This window comes from Halobacillus halophilus (genome assembly GCF_020171985.1).
GTDB lineage: Bacteria > Bacillota > Bacilli > Bacillales > Halobacillaceae > Halobacillus > Halobacillus halophilus_A.
This window is the reverse complement of the sequence record NZ_JAIVAL010000009.1, coordinates 62,251-84,218: the sequence shown is the minus strand read 5'-3', so window position 1 is coordinate 84,218 and position 21,968 is coordinate 62,251. Positions and strand designations below refer to the sequence as shown.

24 protein-coding genes and 1 pseudogene are annotated in these 21,968 nt (G+C 42.8%); 21 read left to right on the top strand and 4 right to left on the bottom strand.

Going from position 1 to position 21,968, the window contains the following annotated elements; genetic code table 11:
• Positions 1 to 37: 37 nt before the first annotated feature.
• The 14 genes from phnC to LCM11_RS14580 all read left to right on the top strand — a co-directional run bounded on the left by phnC (position 38) and on the right by LCM11_RS14580 (position 11,653).
• Positions 38 to 826: a phosphonate ABC transporter ATP-binding protein gene (gene phnC, locus LCM11_RS14645; RefSeq protein ID WP_224895018.1), complete on the top strand. Its 789-nt coding sequence runs from the start codon at positions 38 to 40 to the stop codon at positions 824 to 826.
• Positions 816 to 1,601: a PhnE/PtxC family ABC transporter permease gene (locus LCM11_RS14640; RefSeq protein ID WP_224895017.1), complete on the top strand. Its 786-nt coding sequence runs from the start codon at positions 816 to 818 to the stop codon at positions 1,599 to 1,601. The genes phnC and LCM11_RS14640 overlap by 11 nt, the downstream gene beginning before the upstream one ends.
• On the top strand, positions 1,601 to 2,455 hold the full coding sequence (locus LCM11_RS14635) for a PhnE/PtxC family ABC transporter permease (protein ID WP_224895016.1): 855 nt from the start codon (positions 1,601 to 1,603) through the stop codon (positions 2,453 to 2,455). Before LCM11_RS14640 ends, LCM11_RS14635 begins: the two co-directional genes overlap by 1 nt.
• A gap of 197 nt (positions 2,456 to 2,652) precedes the next feature.
• Positions 2,653 to 3,378 carry a GntR family transcriptional regulator gene (locus tag LCM11_RS14630; protein WP_224895015.1) on the top strand — a complete coding sequence of 242 codons (726 nt, stop codon included), beginning with the start codon at positions 2,653 to 2,655 and terminating at the stop codon, positions 3,376 to 3,378.
• 37 nt (positions 3,379 to 3,415) lie between these two features.
• On the top strand, positions 3,416 to 3,847 hold the full coding sequence (gene phnG, locus LCM11_RS14625) for a phosphonate C-P lyase system protein PhnG (protein ID WP_224895014.1): 432 nt from the start codon (positions 3,416 to 3,418) through the stop codon (positions 3,845 to 3,847).
• Positions 3,840 to 4,454 carry a phosphonate C-P lyase system protein PhnH gene (phnH, locus tag LCM11_RS14620; protein ID WP_224895013.1) on the top strand — a complete coding sequence of 205 codons (615 nt, stop codon included), beginning with the start codon at positions 3,840 to 3,842 and terminating at the stop codon, positions 4,452 to 4,454. Before phnG ends, phnH begins: the two co-directional genes overlap by 8 nt.
• A 6-nt stretch (positions 4,455 to 4,460) precedes the next feature.
• Positions 4,461 to 5,579 (top strand): carbon-phosphorus lyase complex subunit PhnI, encoded by a 1,119-nt coding sequence (locus LCM11_RS14615; RefSeq protein ID WP_224895012.1) that lies wholly within the window; start codon positions 4,461 to 4,463, stop codon positions 5,577 to 5,579.
• Positions 5,563 to 6,429 carry an alpha-D-ribose 1-methylphosphonate 5-phosphate C-P-lyase PhnJ gene (locus LCM11_RS14610; RefSeq protein WP_224895011.1) on the top strand — a complete coding sequence of 289 codons (867 nt, stop codon included), beginning with the start codon at positions 5,563 to 5,565 and terminating at the stop codon, positions 6,427 to 6,429. The genes LCM11_RS14615 and LCM11_RS14610 overlap by 17 nt, the downstream gene beginning before the upstream one ends.
• Before the next feature lie 35 nt (positions 6,430 to 6,464).
• Entirely contained in the window at positions 6,465 to 7,310 is an 846-nt protein-coding gene (locus tag LCM11_RS14605) for an ATP-binding cassette domain-containing protein (protein ID WP_224895010.1), read from the top strand.
• A 19-nt stretch (positions 7,311 to 7,329) separates the two neighbouring features.
• Entirely contained in the window at positions 7,330 to 7,971 is a 642-nt protein-coding gene (locus LCM11_RS14600) for a DapH/DapD/GlmU-related protein (RefSeq protein ID WP_224895009.1), read from the top strand.
• Positions 7,972 to 7,987: 16 nt separating this feature from the next.
• Positions 7,988 to 8,698 carry a phosphonate C-P lyase system protein PhnL gene (phnL, locus tag LCM11_RS14595; RefSeq protein ID WP_224895008.1) on the top strand — a complete coding sequence of 237 codons (711 nt, stop codon included), beginning with the start codon at positions 7,988 to 7,990 and terminating at the stop codon, positions 8,696 to 8,698.
• A complete protein-coding gene (locus LCM11_RS14590; RefSeq protein WP_224895007.1) occupies positions 8,695 to 9,873 on the top strand; it encodes an alpha-D-ribose 1-methylphosphonate 5-triphosphate diphosphatase in 1,179 nt (392 codons plus the stop codon). The genes phnL and LCM11_RS14590 overlap by 4 nt, the downstream gene beginning before the upstream one ends.
• A 39-nt stretch (positions 9,874 to 9,912) precedes the next feature.
• A complete protein-coding gene (locus tag LCM11_RS14585; RefSeq protein WP_224895006.1) occupies positions 9,913 to 10,767 on the top strand; it encodes a PHP domain-containing protein in 855 nt (284 codons plus the stop codon).
• A gap of 190 nt (positions 10,768 to 10,957) precedes the next feature.
• Positions 10,958 to 11,653, top strand: a complete 696-nt coding sequence (locus LCM11_RS14580; protein ID WP_224895005.1) for a nucleotidyltransferase domain-containing protein — start codon at positions 10,958 to 10,960, stop codon at positions 11,651 to 11,653.
• A gap of 176 nt (positions 11,654 to 11,829) precedes the next feature.
• Here LCM11_RS14580 and LCM11_RS14575 read toward each other — a convergent pair whose 3' ends face one another.
• Positions 11,830 to 12,006, bottom strand: a complete 177-nt coding sequence (locus tag LCM11_RS14575) for a zinc ribbon domain-containing protein (RefSeq protein WP_412098151.1) — start codon at positions 12,004 to 12,006, stop codon at positions 11,830 to 11,832.
• Here LCM11_RS14575 and LCM11_RS14570 point away from each other — a divergent pair.
• Positions 11,995 to 12,138 (top strand): annotated as a pseudogene (locus tag LCM11_RS14570) (Zn-dependent hydrolase); the annotation flags it as partial. The gene LCM11_RS14575 and the pseudogene LCM11_RS14570 overlap by 12 nt on opposite strands.
• An 86-nt stretch (positions 12,139 to 12,224) precedes the next feature.
• Here LCM11_RS14570 and LCM11_RS14565 read toward each other — a convergent pair.
• On the bottom strand, positions 12,225 to 12,710 hold the full coding sequence (locus LCM11_RS14565) for a GyrI-like domain-containing protein (RefSeq protein WP_224895004.1): 486 nt from the start codon (positions 12,708 to 12,710) through the stop codon (positions 12,225 to 12,227).
• Positions 12,711 to 13,075: 365 nt separating this feature from the next.
• Between LCM11_RS14565 and LCM11_RS14560 the strand changes: the two genes are divergently transcribed.
• The gene (locus LCM11_RS14560; protein ID WP_224895003.1) at positions 13,076 to 15,097 is read left to right on the top strand and encodes a penicillin-binding transpeptidase domain-containing protein; all 2,022 of its coding nucleotides are present in this window, start codon (positions 13,076 to 13,078) and stop codon (positions 15,095 to 15,097) included.
• 77 nt (positions 15,098 to 15,174) lie between these two features.
• On the opposite strand, the gene LCM11_RS14555 is transcribed toward LCM11_RS14560, so the two are convergent.
• Entirely contained in the window at positions 15,175 to 15,438 is a 264-nt protein-coding gene (locus LCM11_RS14555) for a hypothetical protein (RefSeq protein WP_224895002.1), read from the bottom strand.
• Positions 15,439 to 15,677: 239 nt separating this feature from the next.
• Here LCM11_RS14555 and LCM11_RS14550 point away from each other — a divergent pair, with 239 nt between their 5' ends.
• The gene (locus tag LCM11_RS14550) at positions 15,678 to 17,729 is read left to right on the top strand and encodes a LuxR C-terminal-related transcriptional regulator (RefSeq protein WP_224895001.1); all 2,052 of its coding nucleotides are present in this window, start codon (positions 15,678 to 15,680) and stop codon (positions 17,727 to 17,729) included.
• 18 nt (positions 17,730 to 17,747) lie between these two features.
• On the opposite strand, the gene LCM11_RS14545 is transcribed toward LCM11_RS14550, so the two are convergent.
• On the bottom strand, positions 17,748 to 18,101 hold the full coding sequence (locus tag LCM11_RS14545) for a DUF4870 domain-containing protein (RefSeq protein ID WP_224895000.1): 354 nt from the start codon (positions 18,099 to 18,101) through the stop codon (positions 17,748 to 17,750).
• Between the two features lie 207 nt (positions 18,102 to 18,308).
• On the opposite strand from LCM11_RS14545, the gene LCM11_RS14540 reads away from it, so the two are divergent.
• From LCM11_RS14540 to LCM11_RS14525, 4 genes are all read left to right on the top strand, one after another.
• A complete protein-coding gene (locus LCM11_RS14540) occupies positions 18,309 to 19,136 on the top strand; it encodes a hypothetical protein (protein ID WP_224894999.1) in 828 nt (275 codons plus the stop codon).
• A 533-nt stretch (positions 19,137 to 19,669) separates the two neighbouring features.
• Complete coding sequence (gene ectA / locus LCM11_RS14535; protein WP_224894998.1) at positions 19,670 to 20,182, top strand: diaminobutyrate acetyltransferase; 513 nt, start codon at positions 19,670 to 19,672, stop codon at positions 20,180 to 20,182.
• A gap of 15 nt (positions 20,183 to 20,197) precedes the next feature.
• Positions 20,198 to 21,487, top strand: a complete 1,290-nt coding sequence (gene ectB, locus LCM11_RS14530; RefSeq protein ID WP_224894997.1) for a diaminobutyrate--2-oxoglutarate transaminase — start codon at positions 20,198 to 20,200, stop codon at positions 21,485 to 21,487.
• A complete protein-coding gene (locus tag LCM11_RS14525) occupies positions 21,484 to 21,876 on the top strand; it encodes an ectoine synthase (RefSeq protein ID WP_014641798.1) in 393 nt (130 codons plus the stop codon). Before ectB ends, LCM11_RS14525 begins: the two co-directional genes overlap by 4 nt.
• The last annotated feature ends 92 nt before the right edge of the window (positions 21,877 to 21,968 follow it).

The following is a 21,968-nucleotide window of genomic DNA, read 5'->3' as shown; positions in this document are numbered from 1 at the left end:
CCTTTAAACTATTATTCTAAATTAAAAGGAGTTAACTATGACAACGTTATTAAATGTCCAACATGTATCCAAGCAATATGGCCATGATACGTTGGCGTTATCTGACGTTAGCTTCTCTGTCAATGAAGGAGAGTTTGTTTCTGTTATCGGCCCATCTGGTGCAGGAAAATCAACTCTCCTTCGTTGTATCAATCAAATGGTGGATACGACAGACGGGGAAATACATTTCGATAATGCCATACTCCAGCAGATGAATAAACGAGAACTTCGTGGTTTACGTACCAATATCGGTATGATTTTTCAGCATTACAATTTAGTCGAAAGATTGACGGTAATTGAGAATGTTCTGCACGGACGTCTTGGCTATAAATCAACCGTAGCTGGAATGCTGGGGCTTTATAAAGAAGAAGAAAAAGAACGAGGCATTGAACTGCTTGAGATGCTTGGTCTTCGTGAACAAATTTATAAGCGATGTGATCAGTTATCAGGGGGACAGAAGCAGCGTGTAGGAATTGCTCGTGCTCTGATTCAAGAGCCCAAAATGCTATTGTGTGACGAACCGATCGCTTCTCTTGACCCGAATGCCTCAAAGCGAATCATGGACCACTTAAAGAGTATCTCAAGGTCGATGGGGATCACCGCACTTGTAAACCTCCATCAGGTGGACGTAGCTCTCAGCTACTCAGACAGAATTATTGGAGTAAGCGGCGGGAAGATTGTTTTCGACGGTTCCCCTAAAGAGGTAACCCAAGAGATCATTCAATCGATATATGGTTCAGAAGCTAACGATTTAATGGTGAAGCTGGGTGGTCAAAATGCAATTTGATATTTTTAAGAAAAAACGTCTGAGCTCTCTTTTGATGCTAGCTATTTTAGCAGCTTTCACTTATGGAGCCATGATTATTACGCAATATGATGTGATCAAAGGTTTTTCTTCTATACCGAAGTCGATCCATTGGGGGCTGTCAAGCTTTTACCCGACAGCTGCTTCGTTGGATAATCTTCCGAGTATTCTCATTCAGCTCGGGAGAACTGTATTAACCTCAGTAGCGGCAACGACAGTAGCTGCTGTGTTCGCCCTGTTTTTTTCCTTGTTCGGATCTAAAGTTACGAAGGTTAACAATTTCCTGAGTGTGTTGAGCCGGGGGACGGCTACCGTGTTCCGTAATATTGATGTGGCGGCCTGGGCTTTGATTTTACTCTTTTCCTTCGGACAGAGCGCCTTAACGGGATATTTCGCTTTATTCTTTGTATCCTTTGGTTTTCTCACTAGAGCGTTTATTGAAACACTTGATGAAGTAGGGGGGCATTCGATCGAAGCCTTGCGTGCTACCGGAGCAAGCTATCCTTCTATCATCATTCAGGCTATTCTGCCTTCCAGCACCCCGCAGATGATGAGCTGGATCTTGTTTATGGTTGAAATGAACATAAGAAGTGCCACACTAGTTGGAATTCTTACGGGTACTGGAATTGGATTTGTTTTCGACCTTTATTATAAGAGTCTTGATTATAATACTGCCAGTCTGGTGGTCATTACGATTGTCATCGTCATTCTGATTCTCGAATACCTTTCCAATTATGTACGAAGGGTGGTTTTATGATGGATGCCAAATCGATTCAGCAATCCAGCACGATATTACGGCATAGTAAATCGAATCGCATCAAAATCAAACCGTTCTCAAAATCTACTTTTGTGCTGCGGATTACACTGGCTATTATGGCCATTCTTACGGTTCTGAGTTTCGCAACTATAAATTTTCAAACGATTGATTTCTGGGCTGGCCTGGTGGATACCGTGACTAATTTTCAAACTATGTTTACCACGCCTCAGTTGAATCACTTTTCGTTCTGGGAAGGTTTTTACGCGGTCTTGATTACTATGGGACTTGCTTTTTTAACGACTTTGTTTGGGGCAGCACTAGGGCTGTTATTCGGCCTTTTGTCCGCAGAGAATTTATCTAACAAAAGGGTTTCGAACGTAATTAAAGGCTCTGTGGCTTTTATCCGGGCCGTTCCTACTGTGCTTTGGGTATTAATTTTTGCGGTAGCTGCCGGGCTTGGAAGTGTGGCCGCTGTTATTGGGATGACCTTCCACTCAGCGGGTTATTTGATTAAAGCCTACTCCGAATCTTTTGAAGAGCTGGATGAAGGCGTGATTGAAGCGCTGCGGGCAAGTGGTGCTTCCTGGTGGCAGATTGTTGTGCAGGCCGTCATTCCTTCCTCTCTTTCCTATTTAGTTTCCTGGACCTTTATGAGGTTTGAGATTAATTTTTCAGTTGCTGTAGCCATGGGTGCAGCCGCAGGGGCCGGGGGTATCGGTTATAACATGTTTATGGCGAGTTCCTTTTATTTCGACCTGAATGAAATAGGAGCGATTACGTACTATATTTTAACATTTGCTGTGCTGCTGGAAGTTATTGCGATTCGCTTCAAAACAAATATCAGTGGACATTAAGCTATTTATAAAAAAGTTCAACAAGTAGAAAACTTAATTTAACGGGATTTATTAGAATGATAGGTCCAAATGTTAAGAAAACAATCGTACAGGTTTACATGATCTTTAAGTACATCTAACACACCTTAATGCCGATTTCATCTCTATTTATTACCGTAGGGTGTAGAGAAGGGATATCCTTTCATGGAGGTGCAGAGATGAAACTTAAAAACAGTAATATATCAATGTCCATGTCGATCGCGGATGAAATTCAAACTGAAATTGAACGAGGGGTTTACAGTGATGGCAAACGCCTTCCTTCTGAAGCGTCTATGTGCCATAGATTCTATACTAATCGTTATACCATTCGAAAGGCAATGGATCGTCTGACAGATATTGGATTGGTCAGTCGGAAAAAAGGAGTGGGGTATTTTGTCAATGAACCTCCGCTTGATCTGCAATACACGATTACACCTTTTACCAAGTTTTCATCTATGGTTCAGAATCTTGGTATGAAGCCTTCAGCGATCATTGTCTCTCAAGAGAAGAGACTTCCGTCTAAAAAAGTGCAGGAAGCTCTTCACCTGTCAGCGAACGACGAAGTCTATCGTTTTGAATTTCTTCGTTTTGCAGACGATACTCCACTTGCCTGGAATGAAACGTGGCTGCCGGCAGATATGTTTCCAGACATCAGTAAGCACTTGACCAGTTTTGTTTCATTATATGACATCTTAAAAAAGAACTACAAAGTGCTGCCAAAGCGGATCAATTCTACGTTCCAGGCTGTGGTTCCAACAGGAAATGAGGGGTCATATTTACAAATATCTCCAAGTACACCCCTTTTACAAATAGAGAGCATTGTAAAGGATGAAATTGCCGGACGAATGGAGTACACAAAAGCAAAATATCGAGGGGACCTATGTCAGGTAACTTCTGAACTATAAGGTTTGTGAAAATGAATACTCGAGGAGGTCATCATCTATGAAAAAGAAGCGCCTCACCAGAATATTAGTAGAAGGCAGAGATGAATTAGCCGAGTCTATGGCAGAGGAAATTGAGAAGAACCATGCGATTTATTTGGATAAGCAGCCCCAAAAGAGTCTGGTCATGCTGAAAAACAAGGATTCTGTTTCCAACCAGCCTTTTTATGCGGGCGAAGTACTCGTTACTGAGTGCGGTGTATCCATTGATGATAAAAAAGGAATAGGAGTCATTATGGGAGAGCGCCCGGAAAAAGCCTATCATCTCGCTGTTATTGACGCTGCTCTTAACGTCCGATTAAAGGAAACGGAATCCTGGGGAGCGCGTCTGTTGGAAGAGGAAGAAGCTATTCACAAGCGTCATCAGGGAGAAGCAGTCAGAGCTGCAAGAACGAAAGTAAACTTTGACACAATGGAGGATTATGATGACTAATACAATGATATCAGGGTTCGATCCCGTTCATGATTCCCAGCATATTTTCCGTGAAATGGTAGATGCTTTTAGCCGACCGGGTACACAAACAGATGTACAAAAGTTCTGTGAGTCCACCCAGCCGCCTGCAGCGTTTCCAAAAGCAATGATGGGTATTGCCTTCACGTTATTGGATCAGGAAACGACTTTTCAAATTGAATCGGGACAAGCTGAAGCAATAAGAAGGTACATTCACTGGGAAACCTTTAGTAAAGCAGCAAGTGGTGAACGGGCAGATTACCATTTTGTAGAATCTATGGAACAAGAACAAATTCTACCTTTTATGAAGCAGTTAAAGACCGGAACGTTATATCAGCCCCACCAGAGTGCGACGGTATTTCTTCTCGTTGATGGATTTGAAAGAAGTGAGTCTGCAAAAACATACGATTTGACCGGACCTGGAATAGAAAGCAAAAAATCCATTTACATTGAAGGAATAAACCACAAGTGGATGGAGCACCGGGACGAGCTGACAGTTGAGTATCCTCTTGGAATTGATATATGTCTCATTACGAGAACAGGAAAGCTGATAGCTATCCCTAGAACAACTAAAGTAGAAAGAAGGTGAAGTGAATTGGGTTATGTAGCAGTAACGGGTGGCCAGGAAGCCATTGAACAGGCTGATAAACTATCAAAATATTACCGGACAAGTGAAATAACAAGTTTACTAGATCCGCAAATGATTGAAAAGCAAATGCGGCTCCTGATTGATCGCATTATGGGAGAAGGCGGTATGTATGCGCCAGAATATGCAGCAATAGCTTTAAAGCAGGCAGAGGGAGATCCGCTTGAGGCAACCTTTCTGATGAGAGCTTATCGTTCTACGCTTCCGCGTCATTTTTATTCTCATGCAGTAGATACCTCTTCCATGAGAGTCATCCGACGAATATCAGCCTCTTTTAAAGACATACCGGGCGGGCAGATGCTTGGACCGACGAACGATTATACACACCGTCTTCTTCAATTCAGCCTTCGCCACGAAAATGAAGAGGCACTTCAGCGGTTTGCCACAGACTATGGGCTGGTGGATGAAGAGGAGCAGGAGCGAATTACTTTTCCAAAAATCGTAGATCTCCTGAGGGAGCAGGGCCTTGTCGCCAACACGAAAAAAGATGAAGAAGTGGTTCCCTGCGATATTACTCGTCAAAAACTCACGTTCCCTGCTTCAAGATCAGCACGTCTTCAAACTCTAGCCCGAGGTGAAACAGGGGCTATGACGTCACTAGCGTATAGCAGTATGCGGGGGTTTGGAGTCATTCACCCAACCGTAGGAGAACTGCGAGTCGGCTACACTGAAGTTACCATTCCTTATCCGTTTGGTGAAAACGATGATGATGGAATTTATCTTGGAGAAGTCATGATGACAGAGGTAGAAAGTATTAACTCATTTGACGAGAATGAAGACGAAGAAGATCTGCAGTTTGCTATTGGTTATGGATTGACGCTTGGTCAGAACGAGGTAAAAGGGATTGCTATGTCGATCCTTGATCGTAGTCTGGAAACGACAGGTGATCAAGTATCCCAGGATGAGGAATATGTACTGACTCACATCGACAGCGTGGAGTCATATGGATTTGTATCCCACCTAAAATTACCACACTACATTACCTTTCAGTCCAAGCTTGACCGTATTCGTCAAGCTCAGCAAAAACAGTCAGGAAAAGGAGCGGAAGAATATGCAGAAACAACCTAGCTTTGCGATGGAAGAATATAATTTTGCTTTTCTTGACGAGGGATCTAAACGGGAAATTCGACGTTCCGTATTAAAAGGAATAGCCATTCCCGGTTACCAGGTTCCTTTTGCTTCCCGGGAACTTCCAATCGGCCGTGGCTGGGGGACGGGAGGTCTTCAGCTCACCTTATCCTTACTTGGGAAGGAAGACTGCCTGAAAGTGATTGATCAGGGTCACGACGACAGCGTCAACGCCGTAAGTATTAGAAAGCTTGTGGAAACGAGCAGCAGTATCGAAACAACGGAAGACACAGCGGAGGCTTCCGTCATTCAAACTAGGCACCGGATTCCAGAAGAAAAGCTTCGAGACGATCAAATCCTTGTCCTCCAGGTGCCGGAACCCGAGCCGCTGCGCCGTGTTGAAGCGCGTGAAACAGAGACGGAACGCCTTCACGGTGAAAAGGAGTACAGCAGTATATGGGTGCGTCTTTATGAGGATATTGTTCGATACGGGGAAATAACCATTGGTGCGGACTATCCTTGCATCGTACACGGACGCTATATTTTTAATCCTAGCCCGATCCCGAGATACGACGTTCCTAAATTGCATCAGGCTGATGGACTGTACTTGTTCGGAGCCGGGCGGGAGAAAAAAATTTATGCGGTCCCACCCTACACAGATGTCGAGCCGCTGCAATTCGAAGATTATCAATTCGAAGAAGAAGAATTCAACGGAGAATCCTGTCGCCTGTGTGGGAGCGACAATGTATTCCTCGATGAAATCTATGACAGCCATACGGGAACGAAGTTCTACCAATGTTCGGATACGGGCTATTGCCATAAGATGCAGAAACAAGGCGGGGTGACATAAATATGACGTCTATACAGATCAAGGGAGAGACATTGATGAAGGGAAATAATCTGGAAGACAAGCCGGTCCTTCGAGTAGATCAACTCACGAAACGTTTTGGCCCAGGCTGCTCTTACTGTGAACATGAAGAGCTGAAAGAGAACTACTGTCCGGTATGCGGCAGTGTCCGCGCTTGCTCTAATGTAAGTTTTGATTTAGACAGGGGTGAAATTCTAGGAATTGTCGGAGAAAGCGGCTCTGGAAAAAGCACACTCGTCAAAAGCCTTTACTTTGACCAGCAGGTAACGTCCGGCAGTGCACTCATCCATGATTACAAAAACGGTGAGGAAAATATTTTTATGGAGTCGGCTCAGCAGCAGCGCTATATTCGGAACTATATTATGGGGATGGTTTATCAGAATCCTCATCTTGGGTTGAAGATGGATTACTCAAGCAGCGGGAATGTGGCAGAGAAACTTATCTCTGCTGGACACTTTCATGTCGGGAATATTCGAGATCGCTCAGCCGAGCTTTTGGAAAAGGTGGAAATTCCTGTATCCAGAATGGATGAGCAGCCGCGAAGGTTCAGTGGAGGTATGCAGCAGCGTGTTCAAATATCGAAGGCACTTGCCAATAACCCACCGTTATTATTGCTTGATGAGGTAACAACAGGTTTAGATCTTTCTGTTCAAGCTAAGGTACTGGACCTTATTCGAAGTATTCAACGTGAGCTTGATGTAGCAATGATCGTTGTTTCACATGATTTGGGCGTTATAAGAATGCTCGCTGATCGAACAATGGTCATGAAACAGGGGAGAGTAGTGGAACAGGGACTAACGGATCAAATTCTCGAGGATCCCCAGCACCCGTACACCCAGCTGCTCGTTCACTCTCTACTATAAAATATTTCGGAGGTATGTTATGTCTGCTGAGCAATTAGAAAAAACAAAACGAATCTTGGGACCTGCTCCTTTTGTCGATGAATCCAGTGTAGTGATTAATAGCGATCTGGGAGAATGGACATCTATTGCGGATCGCACACTTATTCAGGATTCTAAAATAGGTAAATATACCTACACGGATGGAGAGGTAAACATTGCTTATGCTCATGTAGGTAAATTTTGTTCCATTGCTTCTCACGTAAGAATTAATCCATCGAATCACCCTATGTGGAGGGTTACTCAACATCATATGACCTATAGAAGAAAACAATATCAGCTGGATGCTAGAGATGATGAATCTATATTTCAATGGCGAAAAGAAGATGCCGTCACAATCGGGCACGACGTATGGATTGGTCACAACGCGATTATAATGCCGGGAGTTACGGTTGGAAACGGCGCTGTAATTGGATCCGGAGCTGTCGTCACAAAAGATGTAGAGCCTTATATGATTGTGGCAGGTGTACCGGCCAAACCGATTCGGAGGAGGTTCTCTGAAGAAGTTGCTGAACAGCTGCAAGAAATTGCCTGGTGGAACTGGGACCGGGCTACTCTGGAAGCTCGCTTCAAAGACTTGAACGATGTTGAGCTGTTTATAGAGCGTTACGGAAATAGAGAATAATAAGGTGGGGAGCAGTATGTCAGAGCTATTGGAAATAAAAGATTTGGAAAAATCATTCTACATGCATCATTTCAATAAGACCATCCAAGGGTGCAGCGAAGTTTCTTTTACCCTGAATCAGGGAGAGTTTATTGGAATTACAGGAAAAAGCGGCGCTGGAAAATCTACTATTCTTAGAAGTGTTTACCGCACGTACATTCCAACGTCAGGAGGCATCATGTATCACTCCGACCAATACGGATGGCTGGATTTAGCCAGTGCTTCAGAGAGGGAGATCCTTGCTATACGCCGTAATGAAATCGGTTATGTCTCTCAATTTCTTAAAGTGATGCCACGGGTTACAGCGATCGAAGTAGTTCAGAAAGCACTGGTAGAAATGAATTATTCTCAGGAAGAAGCACATAAGGAAGCAAGAAAGATGCTTTCCCACTTCCGACTTTCGGAGGAACTATGGGATGCGTATCCGCAAACCTTTAGTGGAGGAGAAAAACTCCGATTGAATCTGGCCCAGGCAATGGTTAAAAAACCGAAACTTCTTCTGTTAGATGAACCTACCGCATCCCTTGATGCCGCCACGAAAGAGTCCGTGAAAGATATGATTATCCGCTTAAAGGAAGCTGGCACGAGTATGCTTGGTATTTTTCATGATCTGGAATTTATGGAGTCGGTAGTGGATCAGCAATACAACATGAAGCAGGGAATGATGCATGAGGAGGTGCAGACATGAGCAGGAGACTTGTGATTACGAACGGTAAAGTCATCACACCTGAGGAAGTTCTTGAGGCGGATGTGTGGATTGAAGATGGGAGAATTTTACGAGTGGGAGGTTCGCCTGACCATTGGATGGAAAGTGAGTATAAATTGATTGATGCAGCAGGAATGTATGTGGCTCCAGGTATGATCGAAATCCATTGTGATGCGATTGAAAAAGAGATGGAACCAAGGCCGAACACGTTCTTTCCGTTAGAAATGGCGATGAATGAAATGGAGCGTAAACTTGCAGGAAACGGGATTACGACGATTTACCATTCGATCTCCTTATCCGATGGATCCGGAATAAGGGGGGACGAGCAGGCGGTTAACTTGATGAATAGCATTGATAAACGCAGAAAGAATAGTCCGTCCATGGTACGCCACCGTATTCATCTCCGCTATGAGTTAACGAACCGGGGTGCATTACCTGTTATTGAATCCTTTATTCGTAATCAGAAGATCGACCTCTTGTCGTTTATGGATCATTCACCAGGACAGGGGCAATTCAAATCAATGGAAGGATTTCAGGAATTTACAAAAAAACAGTATAACATCACAGACGAGCAAGCGGTTACTATGACAAAGGAAGTCTTAAGCCTGAAAGAAAAAGTAGAGTGGGAAGATCTCCGTGAAATGGCGCAGTATGCTCATGCAGAAGGGGTCAGTCTTGCTTCTCATGACGATGACACGGTCGAGAAAATTGATTATATCCTGAACGACTTTCCAATCAGTATCAGCGAATTTCCAATTACAATGGAAGCGGCTCGCCACGCTTCTGATAAGGGATTATATGTGAGTGTGGGAGCACCGAACATTGTGCGAGGTTTTTCTCATAGCGGCAACATGCGAGCAATTGAGGCTGTCCTGGATGGCGCAGCACACATCATTTGTTCTGATTATCATCCATCAGCCTTGCTTCCCTCAGTAGCAGAAGTCAGAAGTCACGGTATTTCCCTGCCGGAAGCCTGGAAAATGGTAAGCCTTTATCCGGCTGAAGCCCTGGGAATTGCTAATGAGCGAGGGAGTCTCGAGGCTGGTAAACAAGCGGACATTCTTTTTATTGATATGGAAGGATCGTATCCGGCTGTCCGACGCACGGTGGTTGAAGGTCAAACGGTATATCACGCTCAGCGTTCATTAATTGGATAAAAAAGGGCTACGTTCTAGTGAGATTGGAGTTGAAAATAATTGATAGATTTACACTGTCATACAAGCATTTCAGATAATACGATGACCATTCAAGAGATCATGGATCTGGCAAAAAACAGGCAGTTGACCCATCTGGCCATTACGGACCACGACACAACAGCGGGTTTACAAGAAGCCAAACGACTTGGGAAACAACAGGGCATTGAGATCATTCCAGGCATTGAAATCTCTGCCTTTGACTATAAGCGTAACAAGCGTGCACACATCCTCGGGTATCACGTTCCGGAAGATAGTACAGAATTACAGCATTTATGCAGTCCCATGTTGAAAAGAAGGCATTTTGCTTCCTATGATATGGTACAGAAACTGATTCAGGCAGGCTATCCAATTACGTGGGAAGAGGTTCAGGCCTACGCCAAAGATTCCACAGCTGTATATAAACAGCATATTATGCACACTCTGATCGACCATGGATTTACGAATGAAATTTACAGTCCGCTTTACAAAGAACTGTTTGCTGCTGAAACGGAGAGTGGGGAAGAAGGGATTGCCTACACACCTGTTCATTATCTCGATGCAATCGATGCCATTCGCACAATAGAAGCGGCTGGTGGAATTCCAGTACTTGCTCACCCGGGGCAGTTTGATAATTTTGATGCGATTGAAGAATGGACCAAGCACGGTTTAAAAGGAATCGAAGTCTATCATCCACTTCACGATCCATTGTTGGAAGAAAAAGCATTGGATTATGCGGAGCGGTTTAATTTAATCGTAACAGGTGGATCTGATTTTCACGGGGGATACGGACCTTCGGAGGAGTACCCACTCGGCTGCAAAAGTCCAGGGAAAGGCGCATTAGAATCGATGAAAGCGCTGGTGCCGTCAAATATATAAGTTTGATAGACTAACCGAGAGTCTCTTCGTTGGAAGAGACTCTTGGTTTTTGGATTTTATTTAGAGTTTTTCAGGATCAACGCTGAATGATTTTGCACCTGGCGATTGCCGAACACTGACCTGCCTTCTGAATATCATAAAGATGAACGTCTCTGCACGTTTTATAAAAAATAGAAGGTGGGAAGATCCATTGAAAAGAGATGCCTTTCATACAGCCCAAGCATTTATTGATTTATATTTTCCAGATTGCCAGATTGCTGTACTCTCAGGAAGCGTTGTTCGTGGCGAGGAGACTCCTTCATCAGATCTGGATATCGTGGTTATTGATCAGAAGCCCTTTCGAAAGTCGTATTATTATGGCGAATGGCCGATTGAAGCGTTTGTCCATAATGAAGATTCCCTGGAAGATGCTTTTTTTATCGAAACGCAGCATGGAGTACCTTTGACGACCCGAATGTGTGCAGAGGGGACCGTCCTCAAAGGGGGAAGGGAAGCTGAAAAGATTAAAGAACAAGCAAAAAGAAGCTTAATAGAAGGTCCTAGTGCTTTATCTCTTAGTAAACTGGATGAGTTACGGTATGCGATTTCCGATAAGCTGGATGATTTGGAAGGTTCGGAGAGGCCGGAAGAAGATATTTATTCGGTAAGTTCGCTAACCGAGAGTCTTCACCAGTTTATATTAAGATCCAATCAAAGGTGGGTGGGAGAGGGAAAGTGGATGTACCGCTCTCTGAGAGACTATGATGAAATGTTGGCTGCCCGGTTAACAGAATGTCTTCAATCCTTTTATACTCGCCAGGAAAAAGATGAATTAATCAGGTTCGTGGATGAATTTCTGGCTCCTCATGGGGGAAGGCTTTTTCATGATTACTATGCCAAGTTTTAATGCAGTACAAGTGGCTGAACTATTTAAGACTTAGACAGCTCAGCATAACGTGCTGTCTAAGCTTGTTTCTAATGGAGGAATATGATCCGATAATTGAACTACCCCCACTTACTCGCTGACACTCCTTGAAGTTGGGGGATTCCTAAGAGCACGAACCTAACGGTTCGTTCAAATGATTAGGCTAACCCCGTAGCACCGACGGTTGGAAGGATTCTTTTAATTTCCTTCAATATATTGAAGCTCGCATTTAGGTCGCGGTCGTGGCGGGAGCCGCAAGTCGGGCAGTTCCACGTTCGAACAGCGAGATTCTTTACCTCCCTGTTCTGGTATCCGCACTTGGGATTGTTGGTCATTACTTACCGGTCGCTATGCTGTTTGTTAATAGTAAAGATGGTGTAAGCCATACTCCGGATGAATGGTCTTCGCTGAATGATTGTGTTCAGGGCGTACATGTGCTGAAATCATATATCGAATCATTTTCTTAAACATGTTGATTGTGGAAGTTCCCTGAGGGGGGGGGCTTCCATTTTTTAAATACAAAATAAAACCCTGTTGGTTAAGTCATAAACATTTATTTTTTAACAATCGGTATATAAATGTCAAAGTGAGGATCATTTGGGTCATGACCAACAGGGTAGTACTCATGTTTGATTGGCATATAAGGATCATAGTAATCTACACCGGCTTCTCTAAATGCGGTGTATTTACTATCCATCAGCCATTGGTGTAAATCCGTATATGTCTTTTGTACATCTTTTCCTTTTTGATGTGTAGCTTTTACATACGTCCATTCAGGAATCCGTATATCAATCATCCCGTCAGGAATACCCTGCTTCTCATTCACTTCGTAGACAGCGTAATGTATAAACCCATTTTTGAGTACATGATAAGATAACCCTAATTGCACCATGGGATTTACTTTAAACTTTAACTCATCTGCTCGCTCTTCACTTTGTTTAATGACGTTTTTTAGGTTAGGTACGATTTCAGAAAATGTTCCCTCCCATTTTAATCCTACTGCCCTATAGGCTGGTAAAGTTAAAATTTCATAACTCACTTTAATCCCTCCTTAATCCATAAAGTTTCATATAAAACCTTCGCTATCTATGGATGAACTCCTTCTTTAAAAATTTCTCTCCCTTAGTTCCATCTTAACTGCATTCCTCTAGTGATGATGTTCTCTAAAACTTGAAAACAAGAAAGATATTATTTGTGTGTAACATGATTTCGAATTCAATTGTTATAAGGATGGGGAGGTTCAATAGAAACAACCCTCCTAATATAAACTACTGTCGATTCAATAAACAGGGCAAAAATTCCAATTGATAGGTTGGGATTCCTACGTTATCGTCAGAATTTTGATATAATATCTACTATTAAGATGGAATTTGTCCTATTTTGTCTAGAAGGAGGCAGCTATTAATGAAGTGGCTAAAGGTTATGATTCTTTCTCTTGCGTTCATAGGTCTTGCAGGCTGTTCTGAACAGCCGAGTCCGGAAGAAACGTTCAAGGGCTATATGGCGGCGTGGGAAGATGAAGATTATGAAACAATGTATGGACTGCTCGGAGAGGAATCTAAAGAGAAGATAAGCGAAGCAGAGTTTACAGAGAGGTACAAAAAAATATACAAAGATATTAATGTAAGTGACTTAGAAGTTACATATAGTCTTCCTGAAGAAGAACAGGAATATGACCAGGAGGAAATTCAAACGTTTGCCTATAAGGCAAGCATGGATTCCATGGCCGGAACGATTAATTTTTCCCATGAAGCTGAACTTGTATTTGAAGAAGATGAGGATAATGTGCCGTGGGCGTTAAAATGGAACCCTTCCATGATTTTTGCAGGAATGGAAGAGGGCGATACCATTTATCCAGAAACCCTATCTCCTGAGCGTGGAGAGATCTTCGACCAGGATGGAGAAGGACTTGCCGTGAATGGTACCATTCAGGAAGTTGGACTCGTACCGTCTAGAATGGAGGGAGAGGAAGAGGAAGCGAAAGAAGGTTTGTCAGAGATCTTGAACATCTCTGTGGAAAGCATCGAGCAGAAGCTAAACCAGTCCTGGGTAAAGGCTGACTCTTATGTACCTATAGGGTCGGTGGCCAATGATGATGAAGAAAGTATTGCTGCCATTAAAGAATTGGCAGGGACCCAATTTAATGAGATTGACAATGCACGTGTTTATCCACTGGGCAAAGCCGCCGCTCATCTGACCGGTTATGTAGACGATATTACAGCTGAACAACTGAAGGAGCGCGAAGGTGAAGGCTATACATCCAATGATCAGGTTGGACAGACTGGTCTTGAAAGAGTGATGGAGGAACAATTGAGAGGCACACCGGGTGGTAAAGTTTCGATCTTAGATGAAAGTAACGAGGTGAAAGAGGTACTAGCCGAAAAGCCTGCTTCAGATGGAGAGGATGTTACCCTTACGATCCAAACTGATGTACAGCAATCGGTGTATAACCAATTAAAAGGAGAGTCCGGTTCTGCTGCCGCGATCAATCCTTCTACCGGCGAGGTGACTGCTCTTGTGAGCGCTCCGTCCTATAATCCTAACCAATTCGTGTTAGGGATGAGTCAGGATCGGAGAAAAGAGTTGACAGAAAACTCCGATCGGCCGCTTGTGAATAAATTTACTAAAACCTATTCTCCGGGCTCGACGTTCAAACCGATTACAGCATCGATCGGTCTTGAATCCGGAACAATCAATCCAGTAAAAGAAATGTCGATTCCTGAGCGTACTTATAGTGAGGAAGGATGGGGCGGATACTCGGTAACGAGGGTTCCAGGAGCCAACGAAGAGAAGCAGGTGAATTTGCGTGATGCGCTTATACGCTCAGATAATATTTATTTTGCACGTTCCATTTTAGATATCGGCGGCGAAACTTTCTTAGAGCAGGCGAAAGATTTTGGGTTTGGAGAAGACATTCCTTTGGCCTATCCAATAAGTTCTTCACAGATTCTAAATGAAGAATCGTTTGGAAACAATGAACCGCTGCTTGCAGATACAGGCTATGGCCAGGGGGAAGTTCAAATGAGCAGCCTGCATTTGGCTATGACTTACACTCCGTTTATAAATGAAGGTACGATGCTAAAGCCCGTCCTAATGAAGAATGAAGAAAATCGTCAGGCCTGGCATGAAAATATCATGAGCCCGGAAACAGCATCTACCGTGCGCGAATCCCTTCAAGCAGTAGTGGAAAATAAAAACGGTACAGGTTATGAGCCACAGGTGGAAGGGCTGGAACTCGCAGGAAAAACCGGAACGGCTGAGTTAAAACAATCTCTTGATCAAGAAAACGCTCAGGAGAACGGTTGGTTTATTGCGTGGGATACGGATAATCCTGATTTGATGGTTTCGATGATGATTGAGGACGTTGAGGGCGGCAGCCACTACGTCGTTCCAAAAGTGAAGAATGTATTTAAGGAAATTCGCTGATTTCGGATGTTTCATACTAAGATTCCCTCAGACTTTAATGTTGAGGGAATCTTTTTTATTATTAAGCTGGTTATCCATTAGTCTTCGCCGCCACCAGAATCCCCGCCAATGTCAAATTCACCATCCATATCGAAGGAGTCACCTCCAGATGAGTAGTATTTAGCATTCGGTTTCCCCAGCACCTGGTTTTTTCTTTGCTCATATGTACGCACGAATCGTAATACAGAGAAACCGATTCCTCCGAATAAAGTGGTCATAATCAGGAAGTCAATTTGAATAAACAAGGAGATGCTGAGAGAGATTAGAGCTGCGATCAATAAGAGAATCTCTATAACTTTCATAGATTTCATCCTTCCTTTCCGATCCATCGGTTATCATACATACGATTAGCCAATCAATTTGTTTCAGAAGCTATCAGTTACTTAACGCGTAATCATCAAATAAATTACGTTCATTTGCTAAAGGGAACAGAAAAATGTGGTAAATTTATAGTATAGAAAGTAAAAGGCACTACAGGTCTTTTTACCTTTTTTATGAAATGATAAGGCCTTGAAGTGTACTTCACAATGGAGGGCTGGATATGTGGTTATCCAATGCGAATAAAGAGCTGCGTGAGGAAGAATGGAATACCACTCTTATGGAATTGGAAAATGACCAGTTTGTAGGCCGGGATAGAGAACTGCAGTATTTTCGTGGCTTTATTGAAAGCAGTAAGGACACAAAACGCATTTTACATGTTTATGGTATGGGAGGGATTGGTAAAACTTTCTTGATACATGCATTTCAACGCCTGGCAGAACGGATCGATGGAATGGTTTTCCTGGGGTTGGATAGTGAGGATTTTGCCCAGTCACCTGCCATGTTTGCCGAGCAGCTGTTATTTCAATTAGATGCCAAATTGTCCCTGAATCGCTCCAAATCCTATGACCCCCCTCTTAATCAGTGCATGCGTATATTAAAAGAATCTTCTAAAAACCACCGGATTATTATAGCTGTAGATACTTATGAAAAGATAGGCTCACTCGATCGCTGGTTTCGTGAAGTCTTTCTCAGATCCCTCCCTGAATCGATATCAATCATTCTTGCCGGCCGCCATCCTCTGACAGCTGCCTGGATGGAGTCACCCGCCTGGCGGTCCATCGTAACACAAGTGAAACTCTCGGCCTTTACCTATAACCAGACGAGACTGTATTTGAGTAAGGCTGGCGTAACGGAACACTCGGATATACAGGAGTACTGGCGCTTCACGAATGGCCATCCACTTACCTTGTCCCTATCGGCAATGGCCTACGGCAATAAAGAAGAAACAGATCATCCTCACGAAAAGCAAGAGATACTCACCTATCTGACCTCAAAGTGGCTGAGTGAAGTAAACGACCCGGAGCTTCAGCGACTTTTAGAAGCTGCCGCGGTGCTGCGTCATTTTGATCAAACTACTCTTAATTTTATTTTAGATGAAAGAACGACCACCACCGCTTTTACCAGGCTCACCTCTCTTTCCTTTGTGAACCGCACCAATCATGGATGGGGCATCCACGAAATTATCAGATCGGCTATTATATTAAATATCCAAGAACGTACACCTGACCACTATGAGTTTTTAAAAAGACGGAGCGCTTCCTATTATCTTCAGCAAATTAATCGGAATCAGAGTTCTACATGGGAGATTGCGGAATATTTTTACCATCTAGGTGAAGAGGTGATCCGATCTGCATTCTTTCAGGAAAAAGACCAAAAGAGTAAATATATTGAACCTGTCGGGGCTCATAACTTCAAAGAAGTAGAAGAATATTTTCAGAAACGAAACCGCTATGATCAGGACAGTGTAGCACATTATTATAATCGGGAGACAGATACAACTTACCACTACTATGTATCCGCTGAACATAATCAAAAGGAAAATGACCTTATAGGAGCTGAGTATGTAAGAAAATTAGGATTCAATGTGGGAAGGATTGTAAAAAACGAGGAAGGAGAAATGGTTGGACTTTCCCTTATCGTGCCGATTAATAAGCGCACCATTGAACAATTAAAAAAAGAGCCGGTTTCCCGGGCTTACTTCAGGCAGTTATCTAAGGAAGAGGAAGAAGAATACTGTGTAGATGAAGATTCTTATTCAGGGTGGTTTATTCGTATGCTGGATTGTTTAAATCCAGAAGATAGTCATACACGGTCCTTTCTTTTGTACAGTTTATTTCCACTTTTATTGTCCGGGGGCAGAATCATTACTTCTACCCCCATCCCTTTCTTTCAACAATTAACTCAGGCTTTTGGATTCGAAAAGGTTCCGCATGCTACTCATTATGATTTCGGTCCTGATCAGCCTTCTCCAACATTTCTACTGGATGTGAGAGGACCGCGCTTAATTCAGTATTTAAAACAATTTTCACAGACTGTTTCTCTTGAAAAAGATCATCTCCTCCATGTCGCAGACCGCCATCAGCTAACAAAACGGGAAAAAGAAATCCTGCTGAGTATTCACGGAGAACTTTCGAATAAAGCCATAGCTGAGCAGCTGCATATTACTGAAATTACCGTGAAAAAACATGTGGGCAGCATTCTGAAAAAGTTTCAGGTCAAAAACCGAACCCAGCTTATGAAAAGAATTATGGAAATGTCCCCTTCCCTTTAAGGTTCCCCAAGACCTGAATTATTGAGATTCCGGAGGTTTAATAATCGTATATTTTCCTATGATAGGAAGAGATTTCTCTTCCCCTTTGGAAGCATTGATAATTCCCATGATTAATAGAGCTAAAATTAAAAGATTTCCAATAGGGAGAATGATCAGCCACCCGAGGATGGGGACCACGGTGCCCACTATATTTACTGCTAAAAGCAACAGGAACAAAAGAAAGCCCTGATTTCCGTGATACATGGCAAATCTTGAGTCTTTAGCGGCCAAGAGGGGGAGGAAAAATACAAGATAAGCTAAGATGGCAATGACCTTATTGTCTTCAATGTCCTTTGCGACTCCGCCGTTATTCTTAACATTTGGTGAATCCATTATGTCGCCCGCCTTTCTGTTTAATGTAAGTACTGTACTTTAAAAGTAATACGGATGCTTATCAAAAGAAATTATACCTAGGTATAATTTTTTCGATGGATCCATAAAAACTATACTGGGGTATAATTTTTTTTCTCGTATTTAGTTGGTAAGCTTAACGAGACTTAGACGGACTGGTAAAGGAGAAACAAAAAGGAGGGCGTATTAATGAAGCTGCCGGTATTCATTCGTTTTATCTCAATCGCCATGATGTTTATGTGGGTACTTACTGGATGCGGTGGATCGGACAGTACGGAGGAAAAGGAAAACAATGATCAAGCCGTAGAAGAAGCCAGCGGAGAAGGAATGGATGAAGAAAACAGTACGGAAGAAGTAAGCGAAGTGACGACTACTACCACAGACACTAGTGAAGATGATGGAAACGAAAGTACGGAAACCGAAGCAGAGTGGGATGTGAGTAAACTCCAGCAAATCAAAGGATTTACGGATATTATGGATAAGTTCTCACGTATATCCTATTCTTTTGATTCCCCTGGAAGCAGTTTAAAGATTACGATGCAAAGAGTGGGCGAAGAAGAAGTGAATGGGGATTTAACGAGCCATATTAAAATTAACATGGAAGAAGATGGCGGATCAGGAGAGGCTATAGAGCTGTGGGTAACCAGTGAAGGTGAAACGAAACGCATGGTCGCCGGAGGAGAGCGAATGGAAGGCGAAATGCTGCAGATGGCAGGACAGTCATATGTGATGATGCTTTTAATGCCTTTTAATCTAACAGATCGAACGGAAGTGACAGATATTCTTAAAAATCAGACCGAGTATCCGGGTGTGAAGGTATCAAAACTTGGCAAGGATCAGAAGACAATTGGAGAAGTGAGAATGGATACTTACACATATGAAGTGACTAGTGAAGGAGAAAAATCGACCTGGGAAGTAGGGGATTTAGGAGATTACCAAGTTATGACCAGTTGGAAGGTGCAACAGGATCAGGGAGAGGCCAGTTTTCAAATTTCAGATTTAGAACTTCGTAAATAAAGAAAAAGATCCAAAATGTACAGGCTATTTATAATAAGATCAGCTATCATTCTCAGCTAAATATTCAACACTATACGTGTACCTTGAAGTGAAAAGGAAATCTAATAATATCCGAAAAAAGAGACTTTCTAAAAAAGGAAGTCTCTTTTTTTTAGAGAGCAAAAAGACTTACTACCTTAAAAATTAGGAGAACCAAACATAGATGTTCCTCTTACATATAAAAACACGGTGAAAAACGTCCCCGCCACCGTTTAAGACCTTTTTATCAATTTAATAAGATTTTTGGAAAATAGTTCAAATGGTCTAAAGTCTAAGCGTATCAAGGGTTTTCCGATGTGTTTTTTTAAAAAACAGAGGATAAGTACTTATGAGGCGCTTTGTTAAAGCAATATCACTAAAATTTACCATCAAGCGCATGTCATCACCTCATTGTCCAACAAACCGCTATTGAGCGGCTTTGACTTATTTACGCTCCTTTATTAGTGTCTAATTGTGCACTTGCCAGAACTTTCAGAAAAAAATAAGTTTTTGAGGTGATATCAATTCCAACAACTACAAAGGAAGTAAAAAAATATCAATTTTGTGAACCAGAGAAATCAGATGGAGCAGAAGTGTATGAAATGATTGAAAATATTCCCATTCTAGATTTGAATTCCTCTTACAGCTACCTGCTGTGGTGCGAATTTTTCAGCGATACCTCGGTAGTCGTAAAGGATGAGGGGAACACGGTTGGATTTATTTCAGGATTTATCCATCCTTCTTCACCAGATACCTTATTCATTTGGCAGGTAGCGGTAGCTGAAACAGAGCGGGGGCAAGGCCTCGCCACAAGAATGATTGATCATATCGTAGATCGTCATGAAGATGTGAGATATATAGAAGCGACGGTTTCCCCTTCAAACAAACCTTCCCAAAAACTATTCAAGGGTTTTGCTAATAAGAAAGAAGTGCCTTGTGACATCAGTGTTTGTTTTGAGGAAGACGATTTCCCGGGAGAGGACCATGAGCAAGAGAACACATTCAAAATCGGACCACTAAAAAACTAGGAGGACCTACTCTTAATGACTAATTCTAACCAAAAAATGGACATGAGTATTTTTGAAAATCTTGAATCAGAAGTTCGCAGTTACAGCCGCAGTTTTCCGACTACGTTTGAAAAGGCTAAGGGCTATCAAATGTGGGACGGAAATGGCAATACCTATATTGACTTTTTTGCGGGTGCAGGAGCCCTGAACTATGGTCATAACAACGATGCTATGCAGCAAAAGCTGATTGAATATATACAAAGCGACGGATTGCTTCACAGTCTGGATATGGCAACAAATGCCCGGGCTGAATTTTTGAAGAAGTTTAACGAAGTTATTCTTGAGCCTAGAAATATGAGCTACAAAATTATGTTTCCTGGTCCTACAGGAACCAATACCGTCGAGAGTGCGCTTAAAATTGCCAGAAAAGTAACCGGCCGTGAAAAGGTGGTCACGTTTACGAATGCCTTCCACGGTATGACCATCGGTGCGCTTTCCGTTACCGGAAATGCCTTTAAACGTCACGGAGCTGGAATTCCACTAACTTACAGCATGGCAATGCCGTACGACGACTACATGGATGGCTATGATTCTCTGGATTACCTTGAAAGAATGATTCAGGATGGCGGAAGCGGTATTGATCTTCCAGCTGCTATTATCCTAGAAACCGTTCAGGGAGAAGGCGGCATTAATGCAGCAAGTTTTGAGTGGCTGAAAAAAGTAGAAGAACTATGCCGTCGTCTGGATATCATGCTGATTGTAGATGATGTTCAGGCCGGATGCGGGCGCACGGGGACCTTCTTCAGTTTTGAGAAAGCAGGAATTTCACCAGATGTAGTTTGCCTGTCCAAGTCGATTAGTGGAAGCGGACTGCCAATGGCCATTACCCTGATCAAGCCTGAGTATGACCAGTGGGGACCAGGGGAACACAATGGTACATTCCGTGGAAACAACCTGGCCTTTGTTACAGCAGCAGAGGCATTAAATTATTGGAAAACGAATGATTTCAGCAATTCTATTGAAGAGAAGAGTGAACTTTTCCAAAAACGCCTGCATCAGTTCGTGAAGGATTATCCTGAACTGGAAGGTGAGGTCCGCGGTCGTGGATTGATGCTCGGAATCGCCAGCAAGAAGGAAGGATTCGCAGAGCAAATTGCCGGTGAAGCCTTCAAGAAGGGTCTGATTATTGAAACATCCGGACCGGACGATGAAGTCCTTAAGATGCTGCCTCCGTTAGTAATCGACGAAGAAGGTATCTCTAAAGGTTTAGATATTATTGAAGAAAGTATTAAAGCCGTGCTAGGCAAGGAGGAAGCGAAAGTATGAATGTAGTAAAACTCGAAGATCTAATCGGAACAGAACGCGAAGTAAAAGATGATAACTGGAAAAGCAGAAGATTTCTTCTGAAGGATGATAACGTCGGTTTCAGCCTTCATGATACGGTGCTTTATGCAGGTACAGAAACGTATATCTGGTATAAGCATCACATTGAAGCGGTGTATTGCATTGAAGGAGAAGCCGAGATCGAAACATTGAAAGACGGAAAAAAATATCAGATAAAACCAGGCACGATGTATTGTCTCGATGGACATGAGAAACATTATCTGCGCGCGAAAACGGATTTCCGCGTTGTTTGTGTATTCAATCCTGCGCTGGTGGGAAATGAAGTGCATGATGAAGAAGGCGTTTATCGCCTGCCGGAAGAAAGCAAATAAAACAAAGAGCGCTTGGAAGTCATTTTACTTCCAAGCGCTCTTTTTAAATGAAAAGGGGGACAGAACTTTTAGAAAATGTTTCTCTTTAATGG